This window comes from Acidocella sp. (assembly GCF_028687955.1).
In the GTDB taxonomy this organism is placed as follows: Bacteria; Pseudomonadota; Alphaproteobacteria; order Acetobacterales; family Acetobacteraceae; genus Acidocella.
In genome coordinates this window covers 1-25,721 of sequence record NZ_JAQTZC010000017.1, presented here as the reverse complement: position 1 = coordinate 25,721, position 25,721 = coordinate 1, and the positions used below count along the sequence as shown (strand labels likewise).

Sequence of the window (25,721 nt, the reverse complement as noted above, 5' to 3'; positions counted from 1 at the left end):
ATGACGATCGAATTGCGCGGCACCTGGCGTATCCCGACTGAGATTCTGGCCGGGGCGGGGCGCATTGGCGAACTGCCGGGCCGGGTGAAGGCGCTTGGGCTCAAGCGCGTGCTGGTTGTGACCGACCCCGGCGTTGCCGGGTTGCCGTTTTTCGCGGCCATCGTGGCGGGGCTGGAGGCAGAGGGCATTGCGCCGGCCGTGTTCCATGATGTGAACCCCAACCCGATTGCCGCCAACGTGGCAGCGGGGGCTGAGGTTTATAAAGCGCATGGGGCGGAGGCGGTGATCGCCATTGGCGGCGGCTCGGGGCTGGATTGCGGCAAGACCATCGCGCTCGCGGTATCGACCTCGCGCCCGCTGTGGGATTTTGAGATCACACGGGCCGGGCCGGAGCTGGAGCGCCCGCTGCCGCCGATTTTCGCGGTGCCGACCACGGCGGGGACAGGCTCCGAAGTGGGCCGCGCCAGCGTGGTGACCGACACGAGCATTGGCCGCAAGTTGATTCTGCTGCACGCGCAGATGCTGCCGCGGCTGGTGATCCTGGACCCCGAGCTGACCTACGGGCTGCCCGCCAGCATCACCGCCTGGACCGGCATGGACGCGCTGGCGCATTGCCTGGAGGCTTATTACGGGCCGTTCTACCATCCCATCGCCGATGGCATCGCCATTCAGGGGATGCTGCTGGTGAAGGAAAACCTCATCACCGCCGTGAACGAGCCGCGCAACGCGAATGCGCGCATGAACATGCTGGCCGCCGCCTCGATGGGGGCAACCGCCTTCCAGAAGGCGCTGGGGGCGATCCACTCGCTCAGCCACCCGATCGGCGCGCGCTTCCACGCGCATCACGGGCTGACCAACGCGGTGCTGATGCCTTATGTGCTGGCCTATAACCGGCCGGTGATCGAGGAGCGGATGGCGGTGCTGGCGCGCTGCCTCGGGCTTGAGGGCGGATTCGACGGGTTTATGGCCTGGGTGCTGGAAATGCGCGCGGCGCTGAAAATTCCGCACACCATCGTGGATTTGAAGGTGACGGAGGATGCGCTGGACGGGTTGGCGCAGGAAGCCTTCCTCGACCCCAACACGCCCGACAACCCCCGCCCCGCCACCGCCGCTGATATGAAGCGGATTCTCGTGGCGGCGATGAAGGGCTCCCTGGAGGGGCTGGGCGCGTAACGGACTGCCGGGCCAGGGGATTGCCCCTTGGCCCGGGCTGGCTCAGAGCCCCTTTTGCATAATCACGACATCCAGCCAGCGGCCGAATTTATGGCCGACCTTGCGCATGGTGCCGACGGGTTGGAAGCCCAGGCTCGCATGCACGCCGATTGAGGCGACGTTCTCGGAGTCACCGATCAGCGCCAGCATCTGCTTGAACCCAGCGGCTGCCGCGTGGGCCAGCAGCGCCGCCACGATGGCCTTGCCTACGCCCTGGCCATGCACGTTTTCGCGAACATACACGCTGTCCTCCACCGTGAAGCGGTAGGATGCGCGCGGGCGAAACGCGCCGTAATAGCCAAAACCCAGGCAGCCGGAAGCATCACGCGCCACCAGCCAGGCATGACCAGCGGCCACGCCGGCGCGGTGGCGGGCCTGAAACTCCTCAAGCGAGGGCGGCGCTTCCTCAAAAGTGCCGGTGCCGGCAAGCACATGATGCGCGTAGATCGACTGGATGTCAGGCAGGTCCGCTTCAGTTGCGTTCAAGATTTCCATACGAGACGATGATCCCCCCATTTGATGGGTTAAATTTGCAGATTCCGGCAATATTGAACAGCGCACCGGCGCTCGGCGGGTGGCATTTTGGGAAAATCACAACCTGACCAAACACAACCTTAATGATAAGTTGATCGAATGGCGTTGTATTCACAAGCGCAATTCGGGCATAAGCCGCCTACACCCCCTCGGGTCACCGAGGTAAAGTAGCTGTGCAGAGAAGGTTGATACCGCATGAACGATACGCAGCGCGATCCGGGCGCGAATTCCGCCGCGGACCATGGCGCGCCCAACCTGGACATGGCGGCGCTGATGGATGCCGAGATCAACGTCAGCCCCCTGGTGCAGGCCCGGCTGACCGCGGTGATGAATGTGGCGCGCTACCATGGCGTTGAACTGAACCCTGAAAACCTGCGGCTGCAGCCCGATGACGCCGCGCCCTCCCCGCTGGTTCTGCTTGACTGGCTGAAGGACGCCGGGCTGTGGGCGCGCGGGACGCCGATGACCTTCCGCCAGCTGATGCGAATTGAGGATGCCGCGCCGATCATCCTGCTGCTCGACGATGGCGGCGCGGCGCTGGTGACCGGGCGTGACCCGGAGAACCAGGTGTTGCTGCTACGTGACCCGCGCGGGCGGGTGAGCGACCCGGCGATGCCGGTGGATGAGTTGCGGCTGAAACAGCTTTGGAGCGGCGCCACCCTGCTCGTACGCGCCACGCGCGAGGGCAGTCCGGACGACGAGGCTTTCAATTTTACCATGCTGGCCCGGCTGGTATGGTCAGACCGGGCGCTACTGCGCGATATCGGCATCGCGTCCATCACCATCACCGTGCTCAGCATCATCCCGATCTTTATGGTGATGCGGGTTATCGGCACGGTCATCCAGTACCATAGCTGGAACACGCTGGCGCTGGTGACGGTGCTGATCATTCTCTCCACCGGCTTTGAGATGATCCTGACTTTCGGGCGCAAGCTGCTGGAGGTGATGATCGCCACCAAGCTCGACGCGCGGCTCAACCTGCGGATTTTTGACCGGCTGGTCTCGCTGCCCATTGAGTTTTTCGAACGTGAACAGGCAGGCGTGCTCACCTATAAGGTGCAGCAGATTTATCAGGTCCGCGAGTTTTTAACCGGGCGGCTGATGAACACCTTCATCGATGTGTTCATGGTGGCGCTGCTGCTGCCGATCCTGTTTTATATGAGCGCCCCGATGGCTTGGACCGTGCTGATCGCCGCGGCGTTGATCGCGGTGATCATCGGCATCTTCCTGCGTCCGCTGGGGATCATGACCGGCAAGCTGATCGCCGCGGAATCGGCCAAGGGCTCGGTGCTGGTCGAGACCATTTACGGCATCCGCACGGTGAAGGCGCTGGCGCTGGAGCCGACCCGGGCGGCTGACTGGGACCGCAAGGTTGCCACCTCGGCCAATCTGGGCATGGAGATGGGCCAGCTGGCGAACTGGCCGGCCATGCTGGTGATGCCCCTGCAGCGTTACAGCCAGTACGGGGTGATGATCTTTGGCACCTATATCGCCATGAACTCCAACAACCCGCTCGATATTGGCGCGCTCACCGGCTACATGCTGCTCGGCGGACGGGTGGCGGGACCGCTGGTGAGCCTGGCGACGGTGATGCAGGACGTGCAGAGGGCGCAGGCCGCGATCTGGCAGGTTGGCTCGATTTTGAACCGGCCGAATGAGAAGCGCGCGCTGACCCACGGGCTGCGGCCGCGTTTTGAGGGCGCGGTTGAGTTCGACGATGTAACCTTCAGCTATGAAGGCTCCAAGACGCCCGCGCTGGACAAGATGAGCTTCAAGATCCCGGCGGGAACCATGCTGGGGCTGGTGGGGCGCTCGGGCTCGGGGAAATCAACCGTCACGCGGCTGCTGCAAGGGATCAACCGCGACTATTCGGGCGCCATCAAGATCGACGGCACGGATATGCGCGAGATAAATCTGCGGCATCTGCGCAAGAGTTTTGGCATGGTGCTGCAAGACAACTTCCTCTTCCGCGGCTCGGTGAAGGATAATATCATCGCCGGGCGGCCGGGGCTCTCCTTTGAGGACGCGGTGCGGGCCGCGCGGCTGGCCGGGGCGGAGGAATTCATCGAGCGCCTGCCGCAGGGCTATGACACATTCATCCAGGAAGGTTCGCCCAACCTCTCGGGCGGGCAGAAGCAGCGTTTGGCGATTGCGCGCGCGGTGATCTCCGACCCGAAGGTGCTGATCCTCGATGAGGCGACCTCCGCTCTGGACCCCGAGAGCGAGGCGCTGGTGAACGCCAACATGCTGCGAATCGCGCAGGGGCGGACCATGGTGATCGTCTCGCACCGGCTGTCCTCGCTGATTGATTGCGACCTCATCATGGTCCTGGATCGCGGCCGCACCGTGGATATCGGCACGCATCACGAACTCGTGGAGCGTTGTGCCATTTATCGCCATTTGTGGCTGCAACAGAACCGCCATCTCGACCCACAAGGAAACGCCCATGCTGCTGCGCCTAAGCCGACTATTGCCTAAGACGTTTGCTCCGGCCAACGCCTTGGCCAAGGCCGAGACGCTGCCGCTGGCGGTGCTGGAGTTTCAGTCGCCGACCGCGGCTGTCATCGCCACGCCGGTGCCGTTCACGGGGCGCTATATCAACTGGTTCGTCAGCGCGCTTGTGCTCTCGGGCCTCACCGCCTCGGGCGTGATGCCGGTTGACAAGCTCGTCACCTCCAGCGGCACGCTGGTCTCCGCCGATCCCGATACGGTGGTGCAGGCGTTTGCCGCTGATTCGACGGCCTCCATCCTCAAGAGCATCAACGTGCATGAGGGGCAGTTCGTCGCCAAGGGGCAGGTACTGGCGACGCTGAACCCGACCTATGCCGAGGCCGATCTGACATCGCTGACCCAGCAGCAGCAAAGCTACGCCGCGCAGGTGGCGCAGTTGCAGGCCCAGGAAAACGGCCAGCCCTATTACGGCGACCCCAACAACCCGGCCGCCACACTGGCGTTGCAGACCTATAACCAGCAGATCGGCCAGTATAACTCCACGGTGGAGTATTACGACCAGCAGATAAACCAGCTGCAGACTCAGATTAAAGGATATAACCAACAGGCGGCCTATTATCGTCAACGGCTCGGCATTGCCACGAATGTGGAGGCCATGCGCAAGGATTTGCAGCAGTTGCAGGTGGGCAGCAAACTGGCCACTCTGGCCGCCACGGATGACAGGGTCGGCATGCAGGCGTCGCTCGAAAGCGCGATTTCTTCCGCCAAGGCGGCGGAAAAGCAGATTGCCTCGGTAACCGCCCAGCGCGACAGCTCGATCCAGCAGTGGAAGGCCAATATCTCGCAGCAGCTGGCCACCGCGCTCAACAATCTGGCGCAGGCGCAGCAGGCGCTGGCCAAGGCGAAGCTGAACAACTCGCTGGTGGTGCTGACCGCGCCGCAGGATTCCATTGTGCAGTCGATTGCGCCTGTCTCGGTGGGTAGCCAGCTACAAAGCGGGCAGAGCTTCATGGACCTGACCCCGGTGAATGCGCCGCTCAGCGTCGAGGTCGATATCGACGGGTCGCAATCGGGTTATGTCTCGGTCGGAAATCCGGTTGCCATCAAGCTCGACACGCTCCCGTATCTGCAATATGGCCAGATGTTCGGCACGGTGACCTCCATCAGCCCGCAGAGCATCAACCCGCTCGATCAGCAGGCCTATGGGGTGAACGGCGTGCCGTTGCCCAACGCCCCGCATGATTTGTTCTACAGGGCACAGATTTCGATCGACGTGCTGAACCTGCATAATGTTCCGCCGGGCTTCCACCTGATGCCGGGCATGCCGGTGGAGGCGGATGTGAAGGTTGGGCAGCGCACGATGCTTGCCTATTTCATGCGGCAGATACTGCCCGTGGTCTACCAGAGCATGCATGAGCCATAAGACGCCATGAGCATCAAAGATGATATTGCGGACCGTATGGCCGCGCGCAAGCCGCAAAGCGCGCTCACGCGCGCGCATGCGCTGTATGCGGAGCGGAAATTTGAACGGGCTCTCAAACTGTTCAACGTCGCGGCGCAGGCGGGAATCGCGGAGGCCGAACGCGAGGTTGGCCGGCATTACCTGACCGGCGAAGGGGTTCGGCGCAATGCCGTGGAGGCGGCGCGCTGGTTTCTGCGCGCGGCGGAAAAGGGTGACATGGCGGCCTGCCGGAATCTGGCCGGGCTGTATATGTTCGGCATGCGCGAGGATGCCGCGGCGCTCACCGGGGCCTTGCTGTTCACGCAGGCGGCGGCTGCGGAAGCTGAAGACCAGGAGCCCGATTTCAGCACCGCCTTGCGCTGGGCACTGCCCGCCGCCGAGGCTGGCGACACCGACGCGCAGCTGATGGCCGGGTTCATCTATTCCAACCCGAAATGGCCGCAGCGCGATGATGCCAAGGCGCTGCCCTGGTTTGAGAAAGCCGCGCAGGCTGGGGCGCCGCAGGGGCATCTGGGCCTCGGGATTACACTATTGCGCCATGCCGCGGGCGGTGCGCCTGAGGAAGCCATCGCACATATTCGCCAGGCAGCCGAAGCGGAACTGCCCGCCGCGCATTATTACCTCGCCCTGCTCTATGACATGGGGGTTAACCTGCCGGCCGACCCGGCGCTGGCGGCGCAGCATTACGGGGTCGCCGCCAAGGCCAATCTCTCCAACGCGCAGGCGAAATACGGCTACATGCTGTTCAACGGCATCGGCATCAAGGCCAACCAGGTTGAGGGGGAATCCTGGCTGCGCCGCGCCGGGTTGGCGGGGGACCCGGAGGCGGCCGCGCTGGTCGCCGAGATATACGCGCGCGGCGACGGCAAGTTGCCGCCCAACTACGCCGAAGCCGCCACATGGTTCCGCACGGCCGCCGAACTAGGGCATCGCCCCAGCGCCAGGGCGTTGGGGCTGCTCTACCTCACCGGCACCGGCGTGCCGCGCAACCCGGATGAAGCCGCCATCTGGTTCCGCCGCGCCGCCGAGGCGGGCGACGAGACCGCGAAGGCCGACCTTGCCTCCCTACTGCTCAGCGGCCAGACCAGCCCGAAGCTGACCGAACCGGCGCCGGTGCATGAATGGTTTGAGCAGGCGGCCGAAGCGGGCGATTTGATCGCCGCGTTCAACTACGCGGTTTGCCTGGCCCAGGGCGTGGGGATGGAGCGCGATGAAGTCCGCGCTGCCAAGTGGATGCGCCGCGCCGCCGAGAGCGTGCTGAACGCGCAATACTGGTACGGCATTATGCTCGCGCAAGGCCTTGGGGTGGATGCCAACCCAGAGGAAGCACGGGTCTGGCTACAGAAATGCGCCGATGTCGAGTTGCCGGACGGGCTGATCGCCCTGGCTGATATGTGCCTGACGGGTGCCGGCGGGCCGCGCGACCACGAGGCCGGGCGGCAACTCTATGAGCGTGCCGCCAACCGGGGTGATGCCAGGGGCATGTTCGCGCTGGGCGCCATGTATGGCGGCGGGCACGACATCCCCACCGACCGCGCGCTCTCGCTCGCCTGTTACCGCGCCGCCGCCGGACGCGGGCATCCGCTGGCCTGCCTCATGCTGGGCCGCTATCTGGCGCGGGGCATCGCCACCGAGGTTGATCTGGACGCAGCCAGACACTGGTTCACCGAGGCGCTGAACGGTGGCATCGCCGAGGCGCGGGGCGATCTTGACGCGCTGACGCCGCCGGCCAGTGAAGCGGCGCAGGAAGCCAGCGCTGAAGTTGAAGCTGAAGTTGAAGCTGAAGCCTCCGCCACGGAGTGACGCGGCGGCGGCGTGGAAGCGCGGGCTGGACGAGGCCAGCATCCCCTGGCTGGAACGCGCCGCCCGGCTGGCGCCGGGTGACCCGCGGATCACGCTAGACCTTGCACGGCTGCGCCTGAGCGGCGGCGCGAGGGATATTGCAGCCGCCGAGGTGGATTTTGAACGTGTCGCGCAGCGTTACGACTCAGCGGCCGCCTGGCTTGGGCTGGCCATGGCCAAGCTCAGGCAAGGCGACGCGCGCGGCGCGGCGGCGGCGCTGAATTGCCTGCTGGCACGCCATTGCCTGCCCGATGAACCAGGATTTGCCGCCCTTGCCGGGCAGATTGCCGCCGCCGCCGGGTATGATGGTTTTTGCGGGTTGGACGCAGAAGGTGAACTGCACGGCCTGGGCGAAGGCCGGTTGCTCGGCGCGCCGCTGGACCAGGCGGCGCTTATGCGTGTTGAAGGGTTGGCGGCGCTGGCTGGCGATGGGGGAATCAGCGGCTGGGCCTTCCGCCCGGCCGCGCCGGAGTCGCCGCCACGGCTCACATTGCGCGATGCGGCCGGGCATCGCCGCGCGGTGAAATTCGGTAAAATTCTGCCCGCCGATGACGATGTGCCGCTGCTGCCGCGCCATGGCTTCAAAATCGCGCCGCGCACGCTGGCGGGGCTGACCCCGCCGTTCACGCTCAGCGGTCCTGATGGGAGCCATATAGCGGGCAGCCCGCTGGACCCAGGCGCGCTCGCCGCCATTACCCCCCGCCCGGCGGCACAGCGCGGCCGGGGGCGCGCCCGACTGCCCGCGCGCCGGGAAATCAGCGCGGTGATCCCGGCCTATCGCGGGCTGGAAGAGACCAAAGCCTGTTTGGAGAGCGTGTTCGCCGTGGCGGGACTGGCACGGGTCATCGTGGTGGATGACGCCTCGCCCGAGCCAGAACTGGCCGCCTGGCTGGACGGGCTGGCGGCGGCGGGGCGCGTTGTTTTACGCCGCCACGAAACCAACCAGGGCTTTCCCGCCGCGGTGAACACCGGGTTGGCCACCGCCGCCGGGGATGACGTGCTGCTGCTCAACAGCGACATTTTGCTCCCCCCGGGTGCTGTGAAAACCATGCGTGCGGTGGCCTATGCCGATGCCGCCACCGGCTCGGTGACACCCTTTGCCAATGAGGCGTCAATTTTAAGCTACCCGGACCCGCGCGGCGGCAACCCGATGCCCAGCCTCGCGGACGCGGTGGCGCTGGACGCGCTGGCGCGGCGGAGCAACGGGAGCCGGAGCCTGGAAATTCCCACCGGGGTCGGGTTCTGCATGTATCTGCGGCACGACTGCCTGCGGACGGTGGGCGGGTTGCGGCCCGGGATTTTCGCGCAGGGCTATGGCGAGGAAAATGACTGGTGCCTGCGCGCGCGCCACAAAGGGTTCAGGCACCAGGCCGCGCTGGGGGCGTATGTGGCACATGCGGGCGGGGTTTCCTTCCGCGCCGCCGCGCATGGGCTGACGTTGCGCAACCTTGGCATATTGGAGCGGCTGTATCCGGGGTATCATGAGCTGGTGAGGTGTTTCATCGCCGCTGATCCGCTACGCCCGGCGAGGGCAAAGCTGGATGCCGCCCGGCTGCGCGCGGAGGCGGGGCGCGAGAGCGTGCTGCTGATCTCGCACAGCCATGGCGGGGGCGTGGCCCGGCAGGTGGAGGCCGATATGGCGGCGCGGCGCGCGCAAGGCCTGCGCCCGTTGCTGCTGCTCACGCAATTTCCCAATGATCCGCTGAACACGCCCTATCCCTGGCCCGCGCTGCTGAGCGAGGGCAGCCCAAAGGATACGCCCAACCTCGCCTACGCCCTGCCGCGAGAGCGCCCGGCGCTGTTGCGCCTGTTAAAAACCTTAGGCGTGCAAAGGGTTATTCTGCACCACACGCTTGGACACCACCCGGGAGTGCGCACGCTGGCCAAGGCGCTGAGCGTGCCGCAGGAGATCGTGGTGCATGATTACGCCAGCTTCTGCCCGCGCGTGAACCTGCTCACCCGCCCGGAACCCGATGCCCCGCCGCGTTATTGCGGCGAACCGGACGTGCGCGGCTGCATCACGTGCTGCGCGCGCGACCCCACCGGCATTTACGAGGCGCGCGGCGTCCCTGCCCTGCTCAAACGCTCGGCCGCCGAGTTCGCCGGGGCGGCGCGGATCACGGTCCCCTCCGCCGATGCCGCGAAGCGGATCGCGCGGCATTTTCCCGGCGTCGTGGCGCGGGTTGTTCCCTGGGAGGATGACTCCCTGCCCGCCCGGCCGCGCCCGCCCGGCACCGGGGCACGGCGCATCATCGTGATTGGCGGCATAGGCCCGGCCAAGGGCTTTGAGCTGCTGACAGCCTGCGCCGAGGATGCGGCGGCACGGGGCCTGGCGCTGGAATTCATCGTCGCGGGGGGCAGCGCCGATGACGAGCGGCTGCTCGCCACGGGGCGCATTTTCGTCACCGGGCATTATCAGGAGGGCGAGGCGCAAAGCTTGATCGCCGGATTTGCGCCGGACCTCGCATTTTTACCCTCGATCTGGCCGGAAACCTGGTGTTTCGCACTCGGGGAAGCTTGGCGCGCCGGACTCTACGCCGTGACGTTCGACCTTGGCGCCCAGGCCGAGCGGCTGCGCGCGAGCGGGCGGGGCCTGACTTTGCCGCTTGGCCTGCCGGTGCAACGGATTAATGATATTTTGCTGAACTGGATGCCAACCCACGGATAATGGCGCTTTTTTTAAATCGAAAGTGACATCTTGTGGCTATACTGCGAAAGAAACGACAGGTATTTAAGCTCTTATTACAACGGCTGCAGATTTAAGGACTTTAGATGGCTCAGGTAAAACAAGCACAAAAACCCGCAGAATCTTCGCCGCAACCAGCTGCGGAACCTGCTGCCGGCAACAACCAGACAACTGTACAGGAGCTCAAGGTTTCGGGGCATCTGATGACCTTGCCCGCTGGGTTGTTTTGTATCGTTAATGAGGTAAATCCCGCCGCCAGCCAGAACAACGGCATGCCCGGCGTGCGCATCTCGCCGCCGCCAGCCGGGGGGCAGGATGTGGAAATCTCGGGCTTTCGCGCTGATGGCTGGATGAACGCCGGCGGCGATGCGGCGCTGGTGCGCATCCGCAAGGGACCGGCGCAGGTGCTTGTGACCGTGTATCAACTGCCCAACATGCCTGATGCGGCGCCTAAACTACAGGTGCGCCAGCTGCTCACCGCCGCCGACATGCCGGTGGCCCCCGCCAATGCCCCCGCCGCCGCACCGGCGCCCGCCGCGGCGGCCGCGCCTGAGGTCATGGACATGATGGCCCATATTCAGACGCGCGGCGATGTCGGCGCGAAGTTTGGCACATGGATGGGCGAGCGTGGCAGCCAAAATTGGATCGAGGGGTTTGCGCTCAATGCGCCGCAAGGGATCAACCCGGCGGATCTATCATACCAGGCCGTGCTTGGCCGCGGCTGGCTCTCCCCCTGGGTGGAAGCCGGGCAGTATTGCGGCTCGCGAGGGATGGCCCTGCCGCTGCTCGGCCTGCGCATCCGCCTGAGCGGCGAGGCTGCGGAGAATTATGAGGTGAGCTGCTCGGCCAGCTTCGTCGGCGGCACCAGCGCGGGGCCTGCCGGTAATGATGAGACCTGCGAGGGCGATACCCTGGCGCCGCTGGAGGCTTTCCAGATTACCCTGACCCCGCGCACCCGCCGGGGAGGCAAGACAAAACGCTGACCTCACCGTGAACTTTCTCTTCGTCCATCAGAATTTTCCTGGCCAGTATCTGCACCTCGTGCGCAGCCTGATCGCCGATAACGAGGCATGTGAGGGCACGCACCAGATTCTGTTCATGACCGAACCGAATCTCAACAACATGACGGGGGTAAGCAAGGTCACGTATTCAAAGCCCCCGGCCATTTCTGCCAACGTGCATCTGGATGCGCGCGAGTTCGAGATGGCGACCCGCCGGGGGCAGGCGGCTTATCAAGGAGCGTTGCAGATCAAGGCGCTCGGCTTCAAGCCGGATATCATCATCGGTCATCACGGCTGGGGGGAAATGCTCAACCTGGTGGATGTGTTCCCCGGCGCGCCGATCCTTGGCTATTTCGAATTCTACTACCGTGTCCTTGGTACGGATGTGAATTTCGATCCAGAATTTCCGATGGCGGAGGCACGGTTTTCAGCCGTGCGGGGCAAAAATGCCGTGAACCTGCTGGCGCTCGCGCTGGAGCAATATGGCCAGGCGCCAACGCAATGGCAGCTCAGTACCTACCCGGAATGGGCGCGCAAACAGATCCGCCTGATCGAGGAGGGTGTTAATCTCGACATCTGCAAAGCCAACCCGGCGTTACGCAAAAAAACCGTTACGGTTGGCAAACTGAGCGTAACGCCGAAGCAGAAGCTCATCACCTATGTCGCGCGCAATCTGGAGCCCTATCGCGGCTTCCATACTTTCATGCGCGCGTTACCGGCTATTTTGGCGGCGCGGCCGGATGTGGTTGTTTCCATCGTGGGTGGCGATGAGATCAGCTATGGCGCGCCAGCGCCGGCGGGCACCTGGCGCGAGGTGATGATGCGCGAACTGGGCGAAAAAATAGACCTTAGCCGTGTGCATTTCATGGGCAAGGTACCCTACGAGGACCATCTGACGCTGTTGCAGCGCTCGGACGCGCATGTGTATCTGTCTTATCCGTTCGTGGCATCATGGTCGTTGCGCGAGGCGATGGCGGTGGGTTGCGTCGTTGTGGGCGGCGATACCGAGACGGTGACCGAATTTGTGAAGCATGAGGAAAACGGGCTGGTGGTGCCCACACTGGACCATGGCGCTCTGGCCGCGACAGTGCTGCATATTTTGCAGGACACCAAAAAAGCCGCGCGATTGCGGGCCGGGGCGCGGGCCTTTGCGGAAAAACACCTCGACATGAAGGATTATCTCGCGCGCTACCGCGCGTATATCGAGGAGATCACCGGCAAGACACTGTTGCCTCCGCAAGCGAAAACGGAGAAAGCCGTGAAAACCGCAAGGGCGGGCAAGACGGTGAAAGCCGTGAAGAAATAATTCTTGCAGGCCAAGTGTCATTCCCGGCGGAACTTGGTATAAGGCGGGCATGTCAACAAATACCCCCTGCCCGCAATGCTCCATGGAAAACACCTACCCCGACGGGGCGAATTACGTTTGCGCCGACTGCGGCTATGAATGGCCGATGCAAGAGGCTGCCGGAGCGGATGCCAGCGCCGATGCCGGCGATGTGGTGAAGGATTCCAACGGCAACGTACTGGCCGATGGTGATTCCGTGGTGCTGATCAAGGATTTGAAGGTGAAGGGTTCGTCCACCACTCTGAAAGTCGGCACCAAGGTGAAGAGCATCCGGCTTGTGGGCGGGGACCATGAGGTGGACTGCAAGATGGATGCCGGTAATTTCATGCTGAAAGCCTGCTACCTACGCAAGGTGTGAGACGGCAGGGGCATGCGGCCCCTGCCCTGCCCGCATCAGGAATGCGTGAAATGCGCCGGGCGCTTCTCGATGAAGGCGGCCATGCCTTCCTTCTGATCGTTGGTGGCAAATTGCGAATGGAACAAGCGGCGCTCAAAAAAGATGCCTTCATGCAATGAAGACTCAAACGCGCGCGAAACGGTTTCCTTGGTCATCATCGCGATCGGTTTTGACATGGCGGCAATGGTGCTGGCGGTCTTCAGCGCCTCTTCCAGGAGCTGATCCGCAGGGATGATGCGCGCCACGAGGCCGGCGCGCTCGGCTTCCTCGGCGCCCATCATGCGCCCGGTGAGGCACATATCCATCGCCTTGGCCTTGCCGACGGCGCGGGTGAGCCGCTGCGAACCGCCCATGCCGGGCATGATGCCGAGCTTGATCTCGGGCTGGCCGAATTTGGCGGTGTCGGCCGCCAGCAGAATGTCGCACATCATCGCCAACTCGCAGCCGCCCCCCAGCGCGAAACCGGCCACCGCCGCGATGAGCGGGGTGCGCAGGGCTGTCAGCCGATCCCAGGTGGAGAAGAAATCGCTCAGATAGGCCTTCATATAAGTCTTGCTCTGCATCTCCTTGATGTCCGCCCCGGCGGCGAAGGCCTTGGCCGAGCCGGTGATGAGGATGGCGCCGGTCTCGTTTGAGCGGTCAAACGCCTCGGCGGCGGTGACCAGCTCGTTCATCAACTGGCTGTTCAGCGCGTTCAACGCCTGCGGGCGGTTCAGCGTGATTTGGCCGACGCGGCCCTTCTGTTCGACGATGATGGTCTCATAGCTCATGGTGAGGCTCCTTCCTGAAGCTTGGTTTTTAGGAAAATCTCGGCGCGTTGCAGATCTTGCGCGGTGGTGATCTTGAAATTGTCTTCCGAGCCCAGGACCATTTCAACCGGCATGCCCAGATGCTCGGCGATCATGCAATCGTCGGTGAACTCGATCCCCAGCCCTTGCACCTGGCGGTGCGCCTTGAGGATGGCGGCAAAACCAAAGCCCTGGGGCGTTTGCGCGCGGTAGAGATTGGCGCGGTCCACCGTGGCGATGACGCGGCCGTTTTCAACGCGCTTGAGTGTATCGGCCAGGGGTACGCCGGCCAGCGCGCAGGGGGAGTGTTGCAGCGCATCCAGCACGGCGGAAATGGTGGCATGGGTGATGAAGGGGCGCACCGCGTCGTGGATCAACACATTCGCGGGGTTCAGCGCGGCGACCCCCTCCAGCCCCAGGCGCACCGAATCTTGCCGCGCGGCGCCGCCGAACAGCGGCGGGCGGATGTTCAGCCCCGCGGTGGCGGTGGTGTAGAGCGCCGTATCATCCGGGTGGATGAGCACTTGCACGGCGCCGATGCGCGGATGCGCGGCCAGGGCCTGGATGGTGTGGCGCAGGATGGGCTGCCCGGCCAGCGGCAGATATTGCTTGGGCAGCGGCCCGCCAAGGCGGTAACCACGGCCGGCAGCAACGATGATCGCGATGTTCATGCTTGTCCCTGCGGCGAAATGAGCGGAAAATCCATTCTGAATAAGCACGCGGCCCGGAAAGGTTCAACTTCCCGGGGGGCTTGTCCAACCTCTGGCCCCGCTGGTGGTTATGAAGAGTTAACCAAAACCCCGTTTATATTGCGAAGGCATATGAACTGTGTAACTGTTTCGATAGAAAAACCGTGGGGATTTTTGAAACCGCAAAAAAATGCCATCCGTTGCAGATCGTGCCCGGCTGAATTGCGGTGCAATTTAACCGGCTGGTTGTGTTCGCCCTTAACGCACGGCCTCACGCGCGGGCGCCGGGAGCCGGTGCAATGCTGAATACAGCGCAAATTTCGCTTGCCGAGGTGATGCGTGACCGGCGCAGGCAGCTGAGCACCCGGCTGGCCGCGGGGCTTACCCAAATGGTCTGTGGCGGCCTGCTGCTTGGCTGGACCTGGAGCATTCCCCTGATGACGGCATATATCAGCCTCCAGGGGGTAGAAGTTTTCTATTTTTCGGCCGTGAAACGCGATATCGCGCCCTATAAAGGCCGCGAGCATGCCATCGCCCTGACGATCATCGCACTGAGTTCGGTCTTCTTCGGCGCTTCGACCATGCTCCTTGGCCAAAAACTGGGAAGCTGGGGCGATGTGACCGCTGCGTTTTTGCTCTGCGGCACGATTCTAAACTCCGTATTGATCACCATTGGCTGCCTGGCGGCGTTTCAAGCCATGGTTTTTCCTTATCTTATCTATTTCTGCTTACTGCCGTTCGATACCTTGTCACGGCATGAAGGTCCTTCCCTGCCGGTTCTTCTGAGCCTGCTCGCCTCCGTCCTGTTTCTGGTTACAAGCGTCGGGCAGATCTGGCAGCGATGGAGTCGTAATAAAGCGGCTGAAATTGTGGCGGTGCAACGCTACGTCGCCGAGCGCGACGCCAATGAGGAACGGCTGCTCCTGCTCACGCAGCAGGACGCGCTGACCGGGCTATTGAACCGCAACGCGCTGCGGGCGCAACTCGCCCGCAATATCCGCAGCACCGGGGCGCTTCTGCTGATCGACCTTGACGGTTTCAAATATGTCAACGACACGCTGGGCCATTCCGCCGGGGACCGGGTTCTGTGCGAGATTTCCGAGCGGATTCAACGCGCCGCGCAGCCGCCGGACACTGCGGCGCGGCTCGGCGGGGATGAATTCGCGCTGCTGCTGCCCGGCGTGAGCGACCCGGTCTCGGTGGTGGCCAGGGCCGATCTGCTGATTACGGAGATTTCGCAGCCGGTCATGCTAGATGGCCAGCCAATCAACATCGGCGCCAGCATCGGCATCGCCATCCACCCGCTGCATGGCGAAGACCCCGAACAACTCTTCGCCAATGCCGATCTGGCACTTTACCAGGCCAAGGCGGAAGGCCGGCATTGCGCACGCATCTACCATGCGGGCTTACGCGCCCAGGCCCAAGGCAAGGTGCTGCGCGACACCGAGCTGCGCCTGGCGCTGGAACGCGGCGAGTTTGAGATGTTCTACCAGCCGCAAGTTCGCCTGGCCGATGGCGCATTGACCGGGGCGGAAGCGCTGCTGCGCTGGCGCCATCCCGAGCTGGGCCTGCTCACCCCGGAGCATTTCCTGAGTGCGCTGGAAGGCGGGCTGCTCTCGGCCCGCGTCGGCGCCTGGGTGATCGAGACCGCCTGCCGCCAGGCGGCACTCTGGCGGACTCAGGGAGCGGCTGACTTTCGGATCGGGGTGAATATTTTTGGCGCGCAGTTTCGTTCCGGCAATCTGGTGGACTGGGTGGTGCGCACCTGCGCAGCCGCCGGACTCCCTCCGGAGGCGCTGGAACTCGAAATTACCGAAAACATCATCCTGCGGCATGAGGATGATATCATCGCTCCATTGCAGGAATTGCGCGAGCTGGGGGTGGGCGTTGCGTTTGATGATTATGGTACGGGCTTTGCCTCGCTCAGCATGCTCACGCGTTTCCCCGTATCGCGGCTGAAGATCGACCGCAGTTTTACACACTCCATCTGCGACAACCAGGCGGAAGCCGCCGTGATTCATGCCGTGCTCGCGCTGGCCCGCTCGTTGCAGCTGAAGGTAATCGCGGAGGGAATTGAATCCAAGGCACAGGCCCTCGCCCTGGTGCGGGAAGGCTGCGATGAGGGCCAGGGTTATTATTTTGGCCGCCCCATGAATGGCGCCGCCTTTGCCCGCACGTTCAATCTTGGCGTGGCCGGTGCAACCGCCCGGCAAACATCGCGCTTGTAAGTTTGCCGCCGGCCGCCCCCTTTTATAGGGTGGGGGGGTATGTTATCAGGCGGCATGACCCATACCGTACGCGGCAAACAAAAACTCCTGGCGCGCGTGCGCAGGATCAAAGGCCAGGTTGAGGCCATTGAACGCACGCTGGAAGCCGAGGCCGGCTGCGAGCAGGTGATGCATCTGATCGCGGCGGTGCGCGGGGCCATCGCCGGGCTGATGGCCGAGGTGGTGGAGGAGCATGTGCTGACACATCTGGTGGACCCTGAAAAACACCCCGGCGCACTGAACACCGAAGGCGCTGAGCAATTGCTCGACGTGATCCGAACCTATCTGAAATGAGATTGCCATGACCGAGAGCCGCCCGAACGCCGCCGTCCATGACCATGTGTTTCTTGGCGGCACCCATGCGCAGAACGAGCGCCGCACATGGATCGTGATCTGGCTCTGCGCCGCCATGATGGTGCTGGAGATCGCGGGCGGGTGGTGGTTCGGCTCAATCGCGCTGGTGGCTGATGGGTTGCACATGAGCACCCATGCGGGCGCGCTGTTGCTGGCGGCCCTGGCCTATACCTTTGCCCGCAAGCATGCGCATGACCCGCGATTTTCGTTTGGTACCGGCAAGTTCGGCGATCTTGCCGGGTTCACCTCCGCGATCATCCTCGGCATGATCGCGCTGTTGATCGGCTTTGAGGCGGTGCGCCGGTTTTTCGCGCCGGTGCCGATTCATTTTAATCAGGCGATCCCGATTGCCGCGCTGGGGCTGGTTGTCAACGTGGTCAGCGCCTGGCTGCTGAGCGGGGGGCACGGTCATGGACATGATCATGGGCATAGCCATGGGCATGACCACGGACACGGGCATGACCACGCGCATGATGAGGTGCGCCGCCTGGATACGCAAAACGGCTCGCTGAGTCTGGAGATTTTCGAGGAGGGGGTGCCGCCTTGCTTCCGGCTGTATGCCGGCACGGCCCCCCTGCCCGCGAGCGCGCGGATCGAGATTTTGCGCCCCGATGGCCGTGCTGAAACCTTCGCCATGCTTTCGCGCGGCGGCTATCTGGAGTCAGCCGGGGAGATCCCCGAGCCGCATGAGTTCAGCGCCACCGCGTATATCAACGACGAGAGCCACACGGTCTTCTACGCCGAACACCAGCATGTGCTTGAGAAAACCGGGCGCGACAACAACATGCGCGCGGCGCTGGTGCATGTGATGGCTGATGCCGCCGTCTCGGTGCTGGTGATCATCGGCCTGTTCACCGCGAAGCTGTTTGGCCTGATGTGGATGGACCCGCTGGCCGGTATCGTGGGCGCCTGTGTTATCGCGAGCTGGGCGGTGGGGCTGGTGCGCGACACGGGGGGCATTCTACTCGACATGAACCCCGACCGGGACATGGCGCAAACCATGCGCCAGACCATCGAGGAGGGCGGCGACGAGCTGACTGATCTGCACCTCTGGCGCCTGGGGCCGGGGCATTTGGGCGCCATTGTGGCGGTGACCACCAGCCTGGGCCGCGATGCGGAGTATTATCGTCTCCGCCTACAGCGTTTCCGCGCACTCTCGCACCTCACGGTGGAGGTGCGGCAGGCGGTTTAGTTTTTGTTCGCCACCAGGGTGAAATTGACCCCGGCGTTGAGCGCCACTCAGTCGCCGGTGGCCCAACTGCCCTGGCTGACGCCATAATCGGAACGCTTGAGCGTGCTCTGCCCCTTGGCCACGGCCTGATTGCAAGTGATACCAGTCAGCCTTAAGGCTGACTGGTATCACTTGACGAACGCCACACTGATGATGAGCGTGACATCATCGCCGATCAGCGGAATGTAGGTTTTCTGGTTGAAGTCGCTGCGCTTGATATGGCCGGTGGCGTTGAAGCCCACGGTGTATTGCTTGCTCAGTATGTTCACGCCCGAGGCGTTGAAGGTCACGTCCAAGGTTTCGGGCCGGGTGACGCCGTGGAAGGTCAGCTCGCCGGTCACCTTGGCGGTGTCGCGCCCGGTGCGGACAATCTTTTCCGATTTGAACTCGATGATCGGATACTTCGCCGTGTTGAACCATTCCGGGCTGTTCAACTCGCCATCCAGCTTGGTGTTGCTGGTGGAGATGGTGTTGGCGGGGATGGTGATGTCAAACGAGCTGGAGGACAGCGCCTTCGGGTTGAGGTTCAGCGTGCCCGAAACATTGGTGAACTGGCCGTACCAGGTGGTGAACCCCATGTGCGAGACCGCGAACAGCACGCGGGTGTGGGTGGGCTCGACGGTGTAAGTTGCCGCGGGAACGGCGGCGGGATTGGTGTTGAGCGGCGGGATGTTCTGCGCGTGAGCAAGGGCGGGAGCGGCGAGAATTGCCGCGCCGAGCGCCAGGGTTTTAATGTTCATTTGTGTAAGCTTTCGTGGTTCAGGCGGCTAGGGCGGCGATTTGAGCTTGCGCGGCGGCGATGGCGGCGGGTTTTAGCTCCGGTACGGCGACACCCTCGGCGCGGATGATGGTGACATCGCTCAGACCGATGAAGCCGAGCGTGGCTTTCAGGAGGGTTTCCTGATGGTCAAGGAAGGCGGTCGGCGAACCGGCGCTGTGCACGCCGCCGCGCGAGGAGGCGATGAAAACCTTCTTGCCGGCGGGAACCAGCCCGACAGGAACCCCGGCCTCGTTATATTTGAAGGTTTTGCCGGCCACGAGCATGCGGTCGATCCAGCTCTTCAACTGCGTGGGCAGGCTGAAGTTGTACATCGGCGCGCCGATGACGATGATGTCGGCGGCGAACAGCGCGTCCAGATATGCGGCGCCGGTGGCGATATCGGCCTGCACGCTGGCATCAACCGGCGGGTGGCCGAACATGGCGCCGATATGCGCGGGCGAGAGATGTTGCAACGGCTGCTGCGCCAGGTCCAGATAGGTGACTTCCAGCCCAGGGTAGAGGGATTTCTGCTGCGCGACGATATCAGCGGTGAGGCCGCGCGAGACGGAATTGCCGCCGAGGACGCTGGAGTCGATATGCAAAAGCTTCATGACGAAATCTTTCAAAGTGATTCGATGGCGCGGATATAGACTCTTCAAAAAAATATAAAAACTGTATATATTATAATAGATACCATCGTTATTAGCGATAGATTGGACAAGCCAGATGCTGGACGGCGTTTCCTTCGATCAATTGCGCTGCTTCATCGCCGCCGCGGAGGATGGCAGCTTTTCAGCCGCTGGGCGGCGGCTGAACCGCGCGCAATCGGTCATCAGCCAGACCATCGCCAATTTGGAGGCGCAGGTGGGTGTGGCGCTGTTTGAGCGCTCTGGACGCTACCCGGCGTTGACCGAGGCCGGGCGCCTGCTGCTGGCCGACGCAAGAGTGGTGATGAACACGCTCAACGCCCTGAAAGCCCGCGCCAGAAGCATGGCCTCGGGCGTGGAACCCGAACTCTCCGTCGCAATCGACGTGATGTTCCCAATGGCGGTGCTGACACAGGCGGCGGCCTCGTTTGGCGAGCGATTCCCCGCAACGCCGCTGCGCATTTATGTGGAAGCACTGGGTGGGGTGGCCAAGGCGGTGCTGGATGGCCAGTGCCAACTGGGCGTGATCGGCACACTGCCGTTGAATGTGCCAGAGCTGGTGAGCGAGCGGCTGTTGGGGGTTAAGATTGTATTTGTCGCGGCGCCGGCGCACCCGCTGGCGCAAATCAGCGGGCCGGTGCCCCAATGCGAGCTGGCCCGGCATGTGCAACTGGTGCTGACCGACCGCACGGAGCTTTCCCGCGGGCGAGAGTTCCGCGTGATGTCGCCGCGCAACTGGCGCCTGGCGGATCTGGGCGCGAAACATGCGTTTCTGCTGGCCGGACTCGGATGGGGCGGCATGCCGCTGGCGATGGTTGCGCGCGACATCGCCGAGGGGGCGCTGTGTGAAATACGGGTAGAGGATGAGCCTGACGGGCGGGAAATTATGCCGATGTCGGCCGCCTACCGCGCCGATACGCCACCAGGACCGGCTGGACGCTGGTTTGTTGAACAACTGAAACTTTTCGCCACCGAGAAGCCGGGGAAGCATCCGCCGCAAACAGACGAAGAAATGGGATTGGTGGGTGCTGTAGGGATCGAACCTACGACAAGCTGATTAAGAGTCAGCTGCTCTACCAACTGAGCTAAGCACCCGCCGCGCGCACCCTCTAGCAAACCTCGCCGGAGAATGAAAGCCCACCCCCAAGATAAAGACCCGCAGGCTCTCCGCGGCGGCCTGGAACGCAACCGTCTTCAGGCTCGCTCAGGTGAGCCAGCCTGAAACAGGCAATGATTCGAGCACGGCCGCACTTATACCAGTCAGCCTTAAGGCTGACTGGTATAAGTGCGGGGCTGGTGGGGCGGCCGCGCGAAAAATTAAAAGCTTATACCAGCCCGCCACCAAACCAAGAGAGTCAAGCTCTTGGCGGGCTGGTATTAGAACGATCAGACCCGGGCCGGATTTGGGCACAGCCGGAATAATGGAAAATTCACGGAATCGTGAGTTTCTTACCATTTAAGGTAGATTTTATTTTTTTCAGCTGATACGATTGGTTGCAGATAAAATCTGGAGGGGAATGTGGCAATTCAGATATTACGTGCGGTCACGCAGCATGTGAATTATCTAAAAATGGTCCGGCGCTGCCTGGAACAAGGGCCTGAGCATTCCCTCTGCTGCGATCATCACAGTTGCCTGTTCGGCAAATGGTACGATAGCGACGGCAGCGCAATGATCGAAGCGATGAAGCTCCCGGAGGCAACCAGGCTGTGGGGGGAGATTGGCCAGCATCACGAAATTTTCCACGACGACTCGATAGCCGCGGTGCAGGCGCGTGGCGCGGATATGGCGCACGCGAGCCGGCTGGAGACCGCGATGATGCAGCGCTTCACCCTGCTGGTAAACCGCTTGCTGGCGCTTGATGAAATTGTGAATCAAAAAGCCATGGTTGCGTAGGGGCCTCCCCGGCCGGTGTTCCGCGCGCCGCGCCCGGCCGAAAGCATTCATAACATTTCAGAACATACCGTCAACACATCTCGCGGGCTCAGCGCCGCTCGCGGGTTGCGGAGAAGGTGATTTCGGGGAAATTATCCTTCATGCGGTTAAGCTCCCAGCTGTTGCGCACCAGATAGACAGGCGCACCTTCGCGGTCTTCGCTCATGGCCGATTTGTTCTGCTCGATGAAGGTTTTCAGACGTGCCTGATCCTCGGAGAAGATCCAGCGGGCGGTGTCATACGGCGCGGCCTCGAAGGCGACGGGCACGGAATATTCCTGCTCGATGCGGCTTGAGAGGACATCAAGCTGCAACGCGCCGACGACGCCGACAATCCATTCCGCGCCTGTCATCGGGCGGAATACCTGGGTGACGCCCTCCTCCGCCAGATCCTCCAGCGCCTTGCGCATCTGCTTGGCCTTCATCGGGTCTGACAGGCGCACGCGGCGCAGGATTTCCGGCGCGAAGTCCGGGATGCCGGTGAAGCGCAGCTTCTCGCCTTCGGTCAGCGTGTCGCCCACGCGCAGCGTGCCGTGGTTGGGGATGCCGATGATGTCACCCGGATAGGCTTCCTCGGCCAATGAGCGGTCCTGCGCGAAGAAGAAGATCGGCGCCTGGATGGCCATGGGCTTGAGCGTGCGCGAGTGGATCAGCTTCATGCCGCGCACGAATTTGCCGGAGCAGATGCGGGTGAAGGCGATGCGGTCGCGGTGCTGGGGGTCCATATTGGCCTGCACCTTGAAGACAAAGCCGGTGACCGGGGTCTCGGCGGGTTCCACCACCCGCGTATCGGCCGCGCGCGGTTGCGGCGCGGGGGCGTTGGCGACCAAGCCTTCCAGCAGCTCGCGCACCGAATAATCCTTCAGCGCCGAGCCGAAATACACCGGGGTCAAATGCCCTTCCGAGAAGGCCTGCTGGTCAAACTCAGGGTAGGCGGCGCGGATCAGCTCCACATCCTCCTCCAGCTGCGCCTGCTGGTTGGCGGGAATGTCAAATTTCACCCCCGCGGGGTCCTGGCCGGGTTTCACGGCGGAGACCAGGCGGTTTGAGCGCAGATCGAAACAGCCGCGGAACAGCCCGCCGGTGCCGATGGGCCAGACCATCGGCGTGATGTCCAGCGCCAGGGTGTTGGCGATTTCGTCCAACAGCTCGAACGGATTCTCGCCCTCGCGGTCCACCTTGTTGATGAAGGTGGTGATCGGGATGTTGCGCAGGCGGCAGACCTCGAAGAGCTTTTTGGTTTGCAGCTCGATGCCCTTGGCCGCGTCGATCACCATCACCGCCGAGTCCACAGCGGTGAGGGTGCGGTAGGTGTCCTCGGAGAAATCCTCATGGCCAGGCGTGTCGAGCAGGTTGAACACGGCGCCGCCGAACTCAAAGGTCATCACCGAGGAGGTAACCGAAATGCCGCGCTGACGCTCGATCTTCATCCAGTCCGAACGGGTTTGGCGGCGGTCCTGCCGCGCTTTCACCATGCCGGCCTCGCGGATGGCGCCGCCAAAGAGCAGCAGCTTCTCCGTCAGCGTGGTTTTACCGGCGTCCGGATGGGAGATGATGGCGAAGGTGCGCCGGGGCGGGATCTTCGCACCGGTTTCGGAAATGGGTAGGGCCTGGTCCATCGGCAGGCCCTACCAAAATTCTCCGCCCCGCGCCACCGGGCTTGGGTGTCAGGCCACCGTGTTGCTGTGCCAGACTTTGGGAGCCTGCGCGAAAAACTGGCCGACATTGCCGCGCCAGACCTCAAACTCAGGCGCGCCGCGGAATTTTTCCATGTGGTGGGCCACAGTTTCCCATTTAACCAGCAGCACGAAATGCTGCGGACTCTCGATGCTGCGGTGCAGCTCCAGGCCGTGGCAGCCGGGCGAGCGCAGGAAAGCTTCGCGGCTTGCCTCCACCCCGGCGATGAACTGCGCCTCGGTGCCGGGGATGATTTCGATTTCAGCGAATTCCGTGACCATGTTTCTAACCACTGATTGTTTTTGCAATTTGTTCACCCATGCCCTGGATGCCGATTTTGACTTGCTGACCGGGGCGCAGGAAGATGGGCTCCGGCTTTTTGCCCGCGCCGACGCCGGCTGGGGTGCCTGTGGCGATGATGTCACCAGGGTGAAGGGTGATGAACTGGCTGACATAGCTGACCAGGGATTTCACGCCGAAAATCATAGTTCTGGTATTGCCATCCTGCATGCGCACGCCATCCACCTCAGCCCAGAGATTGAGATTTTGCGGGTCCGGCACTTCGTCCTTGGTGACGAGGTAGGGGCCGACGGGGCCGAAGCTGTCGCAGCCTTTGCCCTTGTCCCAGGTGCCGCCGCGCTCGGTCTGGTAGGCGCGCTCGGAGACATCGTTCACGGTGCAATAGCCGGCGACATAATCCAGCGCGTCAGCCTCGGCCACATGCGCGGCCTTGGTGCCGATGACGACGCCAAGCTCCACCTCCCAGTCGGTTTTGCGCGCGCCGGGGGGGATGATGATGTCATCATACGGGCCGGAAAAGGCGGAGAGGGATTTGAGAAAGAGAATCGGCTCCTTTGGAATCTTGCCCCCTGTTTCGGCCGCATGGTCGGCGTAATTCAGGCCGATGCAGACGAAATTGAGCGGCCGGGGAATTGCCGGGCCGATGCGGCGGGGGGTTTTGAGGCTCGGCAGCTTCGCCGGGTCCAACGCGGCGAGCTGCGCCAGCCACTCCGGGCTGAAAACATCGCCCGTGACGCCGGCGAGCGCGTCATCAAGCGTGCGGACATGTCCCTCGGCATCGAGAATGCCCCATTTTTCCTGGTTTGGGTCACCGTAACGGAGAAGCTTCATCCTGAATATTCCTTATCATCGCAGGTTTCACGCAAAAGTCAGAGCAGGGTGGCGTAGATGGGCAATGTCAAACAGGCAAATTGATTCTAACTATAGAGGCTTAACGAAAGAGAGTTAAATACGATGCCGCTGTTCGCCTTCCATGCGCTTGACCGGCCAGGCGCCCTCCCGCTCCGCCTGGAACACTATGGCGCCCATCGCGCGTTTGTGGAAACAGACTCTGACTACGGCATTACGATCGTACTCTCGGGCCCCCTGCAAACCGACGACGGCGAGACGATGACCGGATCGCTGTTTCTGATCGAGGCACCCAGCCGCGCCGCGGTGGATGCGTTTGTGGCGGCTGATCCGTTTACCCGGGCGGGCGTTTGGGGCGAGGTCACGATCACGCGATTCCACCGCCGCAGAGGGTAGTTTTCGCATTTTATTGCAGTGCAGCATAATTCATCGGGCAGGCTGAGCCGCGGACATAAAAAAGGCCGGTCGTTGACGACCGGCCTGTACCTTTTTGGTACGAATTTCGTTGCTCCCTAAACTTGGCGGCTGACACTGGCCTGATACTGCTAGGCATCGTTTAGCGTCACGAGAAGCTATGTGGCGGAAAAATGTCATCCATGCAACCCCTTTTATGCGGTTTCTTGCCTGAGCAAGGGAGGCAGCATGAAGTTTCTTTCATACTTTATAAGTGAATCTCTGCTTTGAGGGCCGCAACAACGGCACGAATCTCCTCCGCCGCTTGGGTGGAGGGGCCGGCTTCGGTCACGCCCAGCCCATCGGCGAAGGCATTTGCATAACCCGCCCGATTCGCCAGTGCAGTATCCAGCAGGATAAGACCGCGGGCCGCGATTTCCGCCTCCAGCCGCTTGCGCAGGCGCGAGGCGGCAGGCGCGCGGTTAAAAATGAGCGCGGTGCGCCGCTTCTCCTCGGCCGCCAGTTTCAACGTACCCTCGGCGGCCCAGAGGTCAGGCGGGGCTGGATTTAGCGGGATCAGCACCAGATCGGCCCCACGGATAGCGCGCCGCGCGTCAGAATCGATGACGGGAGGCGTGTCGATCAGCACGTAATCATGCAAGTCTTTCAGTTTTTCCACCTCGCTGGCCAGACGCCAGCCGGAAATAGTGGCAAGCGTGAGTGCCTGCGCCGCCTTGGGCGAATGGGCGCGCAGCTTACCCCAGATGGTCAGGCTGCCCTGCGGGTCAATGTCCAGCGCCGCCACGCGCGCGCCTTCTGCCAGGGCCACTGCCAGCTGGGTGGCCAGCATGGTCTTGCCAGCACCGCCTTTCTGCTGTGCAACCGCAATCACTTTACCCATATA

At 62.9% G+C, this 25,721-nt stretch carries 23 protein-coding genes and 1 tRNA gene; 14 read left to right on the top strand and 10 right to left on the bottom strand.

Annotation, left to right across the window (positions count from 1 at the left end; genetic code table 11):
* Complete coding sequence (locus PHE40_RS03890) at positions 1-1,173, top strand: iron-containing alcohol dehydrogenase (protein ID WP_299958259.1); 1,173 nt, start codon at positions 1-3, stop codon at positions 1,171-1,173.
* 42 nt (positions 1,174-1,215) lie between these two features.
* Here the strand turns inward: PHE40_RS03890 and PHE40_RS03885 are convergent, their stop codons facing one another.
* Positions 1,216-1,707 (bottom strand): GNAT family N-acetyltransferase, encoded by a 492-nt coding sequence (locus PHE40_RS03885; protein WP_299958257.1) that lies wholly within the window; start codon positions 1,705-1,707, stop codon positions 1,216-1,218.
* 366 nt (positions 1,708-2,073) lie between these two features.
* Here PHE40_RS03885 and PHE40_RS03880 point away from each other — a divergent pair, with 366 nt between their 5' ends.
* From PHE40_RS03880 to PHE40_RS03850, 7 genes are all read left to right on the top strand, one after another.
* Positions 2,074-4,224, top strand: coding sequence for a peptidase domain-containing ABC transporter (locus tag PHE40_RS03880; protein ID WP_408838513.1), 2,151 nt, complete (start codon positions 2,074-2,076; stop codon positions 4,222-4,224).
* Positions 4,193-5,620 carry an HlyD family type I secretion periplasmic adaptor subunit gene (locus PHE40_RS03875; RefSeq protein ID WP_299958251.1) on the top strand — a complete coding sequence of 476 codons (1,428 nt, stop codon included), beginning with the start codon at positions 4,193-4,195 and terminating at the stop codon, positions 5,618-5,620. Before PHE40_RS03880 ends, PHE40_RS03875 begins: the two co-directional genes overlap by 32 nt.
* Positions 5,621-5,626: 6 nt before the next feature.
* Positions 5,627-7,462 (top strand): tetratricopeptide repeat protein, encoded by a 1,836-nt coding sequence (locus PHE40_RS03870; RefSeq protein WP_299958249.1) that lies wholly within the window; start codon positions 5,627-5,629, stop codon positions 7,460-7,462.
* Entirely contained in the window at positions 7,434-10,169 is a 2,736-nt protein-coding gene (locus tag PHE40_RS03865) for a glycosyltransferase (RefSeq protein ID WP_299958246.1), read from the top strand. Before PHE40_RS03870 ends, PHE40_RS03865 begins: the two co-directional genes overlap by 29 nt.
* Positions 10,170-10,390: 221 nt before the next feature.
* Positions 10,391-11,170 carry a hypothetical protein gene (locus tag PHE40_RS03860; RefSeq protein WP_299958243.1) on the top strand — a complete coding sequence of 260 codons (780 nt, stop codon included), beginning with the start codon at positions 10,391-10,393 and terminating at the stop codon, positions 11,168-11,170.
* 7 nt (positions 11,171-11,177) lie between these two features.
* Complete coding sequence (locus PHE40_RS03855; protein ID WP_299958240.1) at positions 11,178-12,494, top strand: glycosyltransferase; 1,317 nt, start codon at positions 11,178-11,180, stop codon at positions 12,492-12,494.
* A gap of 49 nt (positions 12,495-12,543) precedes the next feature.
* Positions 12,544-12,891 carry a zinc ribbon domain-containing protein YjdM gene (locus tag PHE40_RS03850; protein ID WP_299958238.1) on the top strand — a complete coding sequence of 116 codons (348 nt, stop codon included), beginning with the start codon at positions 12,544-12,546 and terminating at the stop codon, positions 12,889-12,891.
* A gap of 35 nt (positions 12,892-12,926) precedes the next feature.
* On the opposite strand, the gene PHE40_RS03845 is transcribed toward PHE40_RS03850, so the two are convergent.
* Both PHE40_RS03845 and ispD read right to left on the bottom strand, forming a co-directional pair.
* Positions 12,927-13,700 (bottom strand): enoyl-CoA hydratase, encoded by a 774-nt coding sequence (locus tag PHE40_RS03845; protein ID WP_299958235.1) that lies wholly within the window; start codon positions 13,698-13,700, stop codon positions 12,927-12,929.
* Entirely contained in the window at positions 13,697-14,389 is a 693-nt protein-coding gene (gene ispD, locus PHE40_RS03840) for a 2-C-methyl-D-erythritol 4-phosphate cytidylyltransferase (protein WP_299958232.1), read from the bottom strand. The genes PHE40_RS03845 and ispD overlap by 4 nt, the downstream gene beginning before the upstream one ends.
* A 317-nt stretch (positions 14,390-14,706) precedes the next feature.
* Here ispD and PHE40_RS03835 point away from each other — a divergent pair, with 317 nt between their 5' ends.
* From PHE40_RS03835 to dmeF, 3 genes are read left to right on the top strand one after another with little or no spacing between them, the layout of a single operon-like run.
* Entirely contained in the window at positions 14,707-16,635 is a 1,929-nt protein-coding gene (locus PHE40_RS03835; protein WP_299958230.1) for a bifunctional diguanylate cyclase/phosphodiesterase, read from the top strand.
* A gap of 54 nt (positions 16,636-16,689) precedes the next feature.
* Positions 16,690-16,968 carry a metal/formaldehyde-sensitive transcriptional repressor gene (locus tag PHE40_RS03830; protein ID WP_299958228.1) on the top strand — a complete coding sequence of 93 codons (279 nt, stop codon included), beginning with the start codon at positions 16,690-16,692 and terminating at the stop codon, positions 16,966-16,968.
* A 7-nt stretch (positions 16,969-16,975) separates the two neighbouring features.
* Positions 16,976-18,220: a CDF family Co(II)/Ni(II) efflux transporter DmeF gene (dmeF, locus tag PHE40_RS03825; protein ID WP_299958225.1), complete on the top strand. Its 1,245-nt coding sequence runs from the start codon at positions 16,976-16,978 to the stop codon at positions 18,218-18,220.
* A gap of 167 nt (positions 18,221-18,387) precedes the next feature.
* Here dmeF and PHE40_RS03820 read toward each other — a convergent pair whose 3' ends face one another.
* Positions 18,388-18,999 (bottom strand): YceI family protein, encoded by a 612-nt coding sequence (locus PHE40_RS03820; RefSeq protein WP_299958222.1) that lies wholly within the window; start codon positions 18,997-18,999, stop codon positions 18,388-18,390.
* Between the two features lie 19 nt (positions 19,000-19,018).
* A complete protein-coding gene (locus tag PHE40_RS03815) occupies positions 19,019-19,630 on the bottom strand; it encodes an FMN-dependent NADH-azoreductase (protein ID WP_299958220.1) in 612 nt (203 codons plus the stop codon).
* Between the two features lie 115 nt (positions 19,631-19,745).
* Between PHE40_RS03815 and PHE40_RS03810 the strand changes: the two genes are divergently transcribed.
* Positions 19,746-20,723, top strand: a complete 978-nt coding sequence (locus PHE40_RS03810) for a LysR family transcriptional regulator (protein ID WP_299958284.1) — start codon at positions 19,746-19,748, stop codon at positions 20,721-20,723.
* On the opposite strand, the gene PHE40_RS03805 is transcribed toward PHE40_RS03810, so the two are convergent.
* A tRNA-Lys gene (locus PHE40_RS03805) sits at positions 20,686-20,761 on the bottom strand. The two genes, PHE40_RS03810 and PHE40_RS03805, sit on opposite strands and share 38 nt — an antisense overlap.
* Positions 20,762-21,185: 424 nt before the next feature.
* Here PHE40_RS03805 and PHE40_RS03800 point away from each other — a divergent pair.
* Positions 21,186-21,560 carry a CZB domain-containing protein gene (locus PHE40_RS03800; protein WP_299958217.1) on the top strand — a complete coding sequence of 125 codons (375 nt, stop codon included), beginning with the start codon at positions 21,186-21,188 and terminating at the stop codon, positions 21,558-21,560.
* Between the two features lie 88 nt (positions 21,561-21,648).
* Here PHE40_RS03800 and PHE40_RS03795 read toward each other — a convergent pair whose 3' ends face one another.
* The 3 genes from PHE40_RS03795 to PHE40_RS03785 are packed head-to-tail and all read right to left on the bottom strand — an operon-like array spanning position 21,649 to position 24,406.
* The gene (locus PHE40_RS03795; RefSeq protein ID WP_299958214.1) at positions 21,649-23,217 is read right to left on the bottom strand and encodes a peptide chain release factor 3; all 1,569 of its coding nucleotides are present in this window, start codon (positions 23,215-23,217) and stop codon (positions 21,649-21,651) included.
* Between the two features lie 48 nt (positions 23,218-23,265).
* A complete protein-coding gene (locus PHE40_RS03790; RefSeq protein WP_299958212.1) occupies positions 23,266-23,556 on the bottom strand; it encodes an antibiotic biosynthesis monooxygenase in 291 nt (96 codons plus the stop codon).
* Positions 23,557-23,560: 4 nt separating this feature from the next.
* Positions 23,561-24,406: a fumarylacetoacetate hydrolase family protein gene (locus PHE40_RS03785; protein ID WP_299958209.1), complete on the bottom strand. Its 846-nt coding sequence runs from the start codon at positions 24,404-24,406 to the stop codon at positions 23,561-23,563.
* Between the two features lie 123 nt (positions 24,407-24,529).
* Between PHE40_RS03785 and PHE40_RS03780 the strand changes: the two genes are divergently transcribed.
* Positions 24,530-24,820, top strand: a complete 291-nt coding sequence (locus PHE40_RS03780) for a YciI family protein (RefSeq protein WP_299958206.1) — start codon at positions 24,530-24,532, stop codon at positions 24,818-24,820.
* 265 nt (positions 24,821-25,085) lie between these two features.
* Here PHE40_RS03780 and parA read toward each other — a convergent pair.
* On the bottom strand, positions 25,086-25,721 hold a 636-nt coding region (parA, locus tag PHE40_RS03775), incomplete at its 5' end, for a ParA family partition ATPase (RefSeq protein ID WP_366523576.1).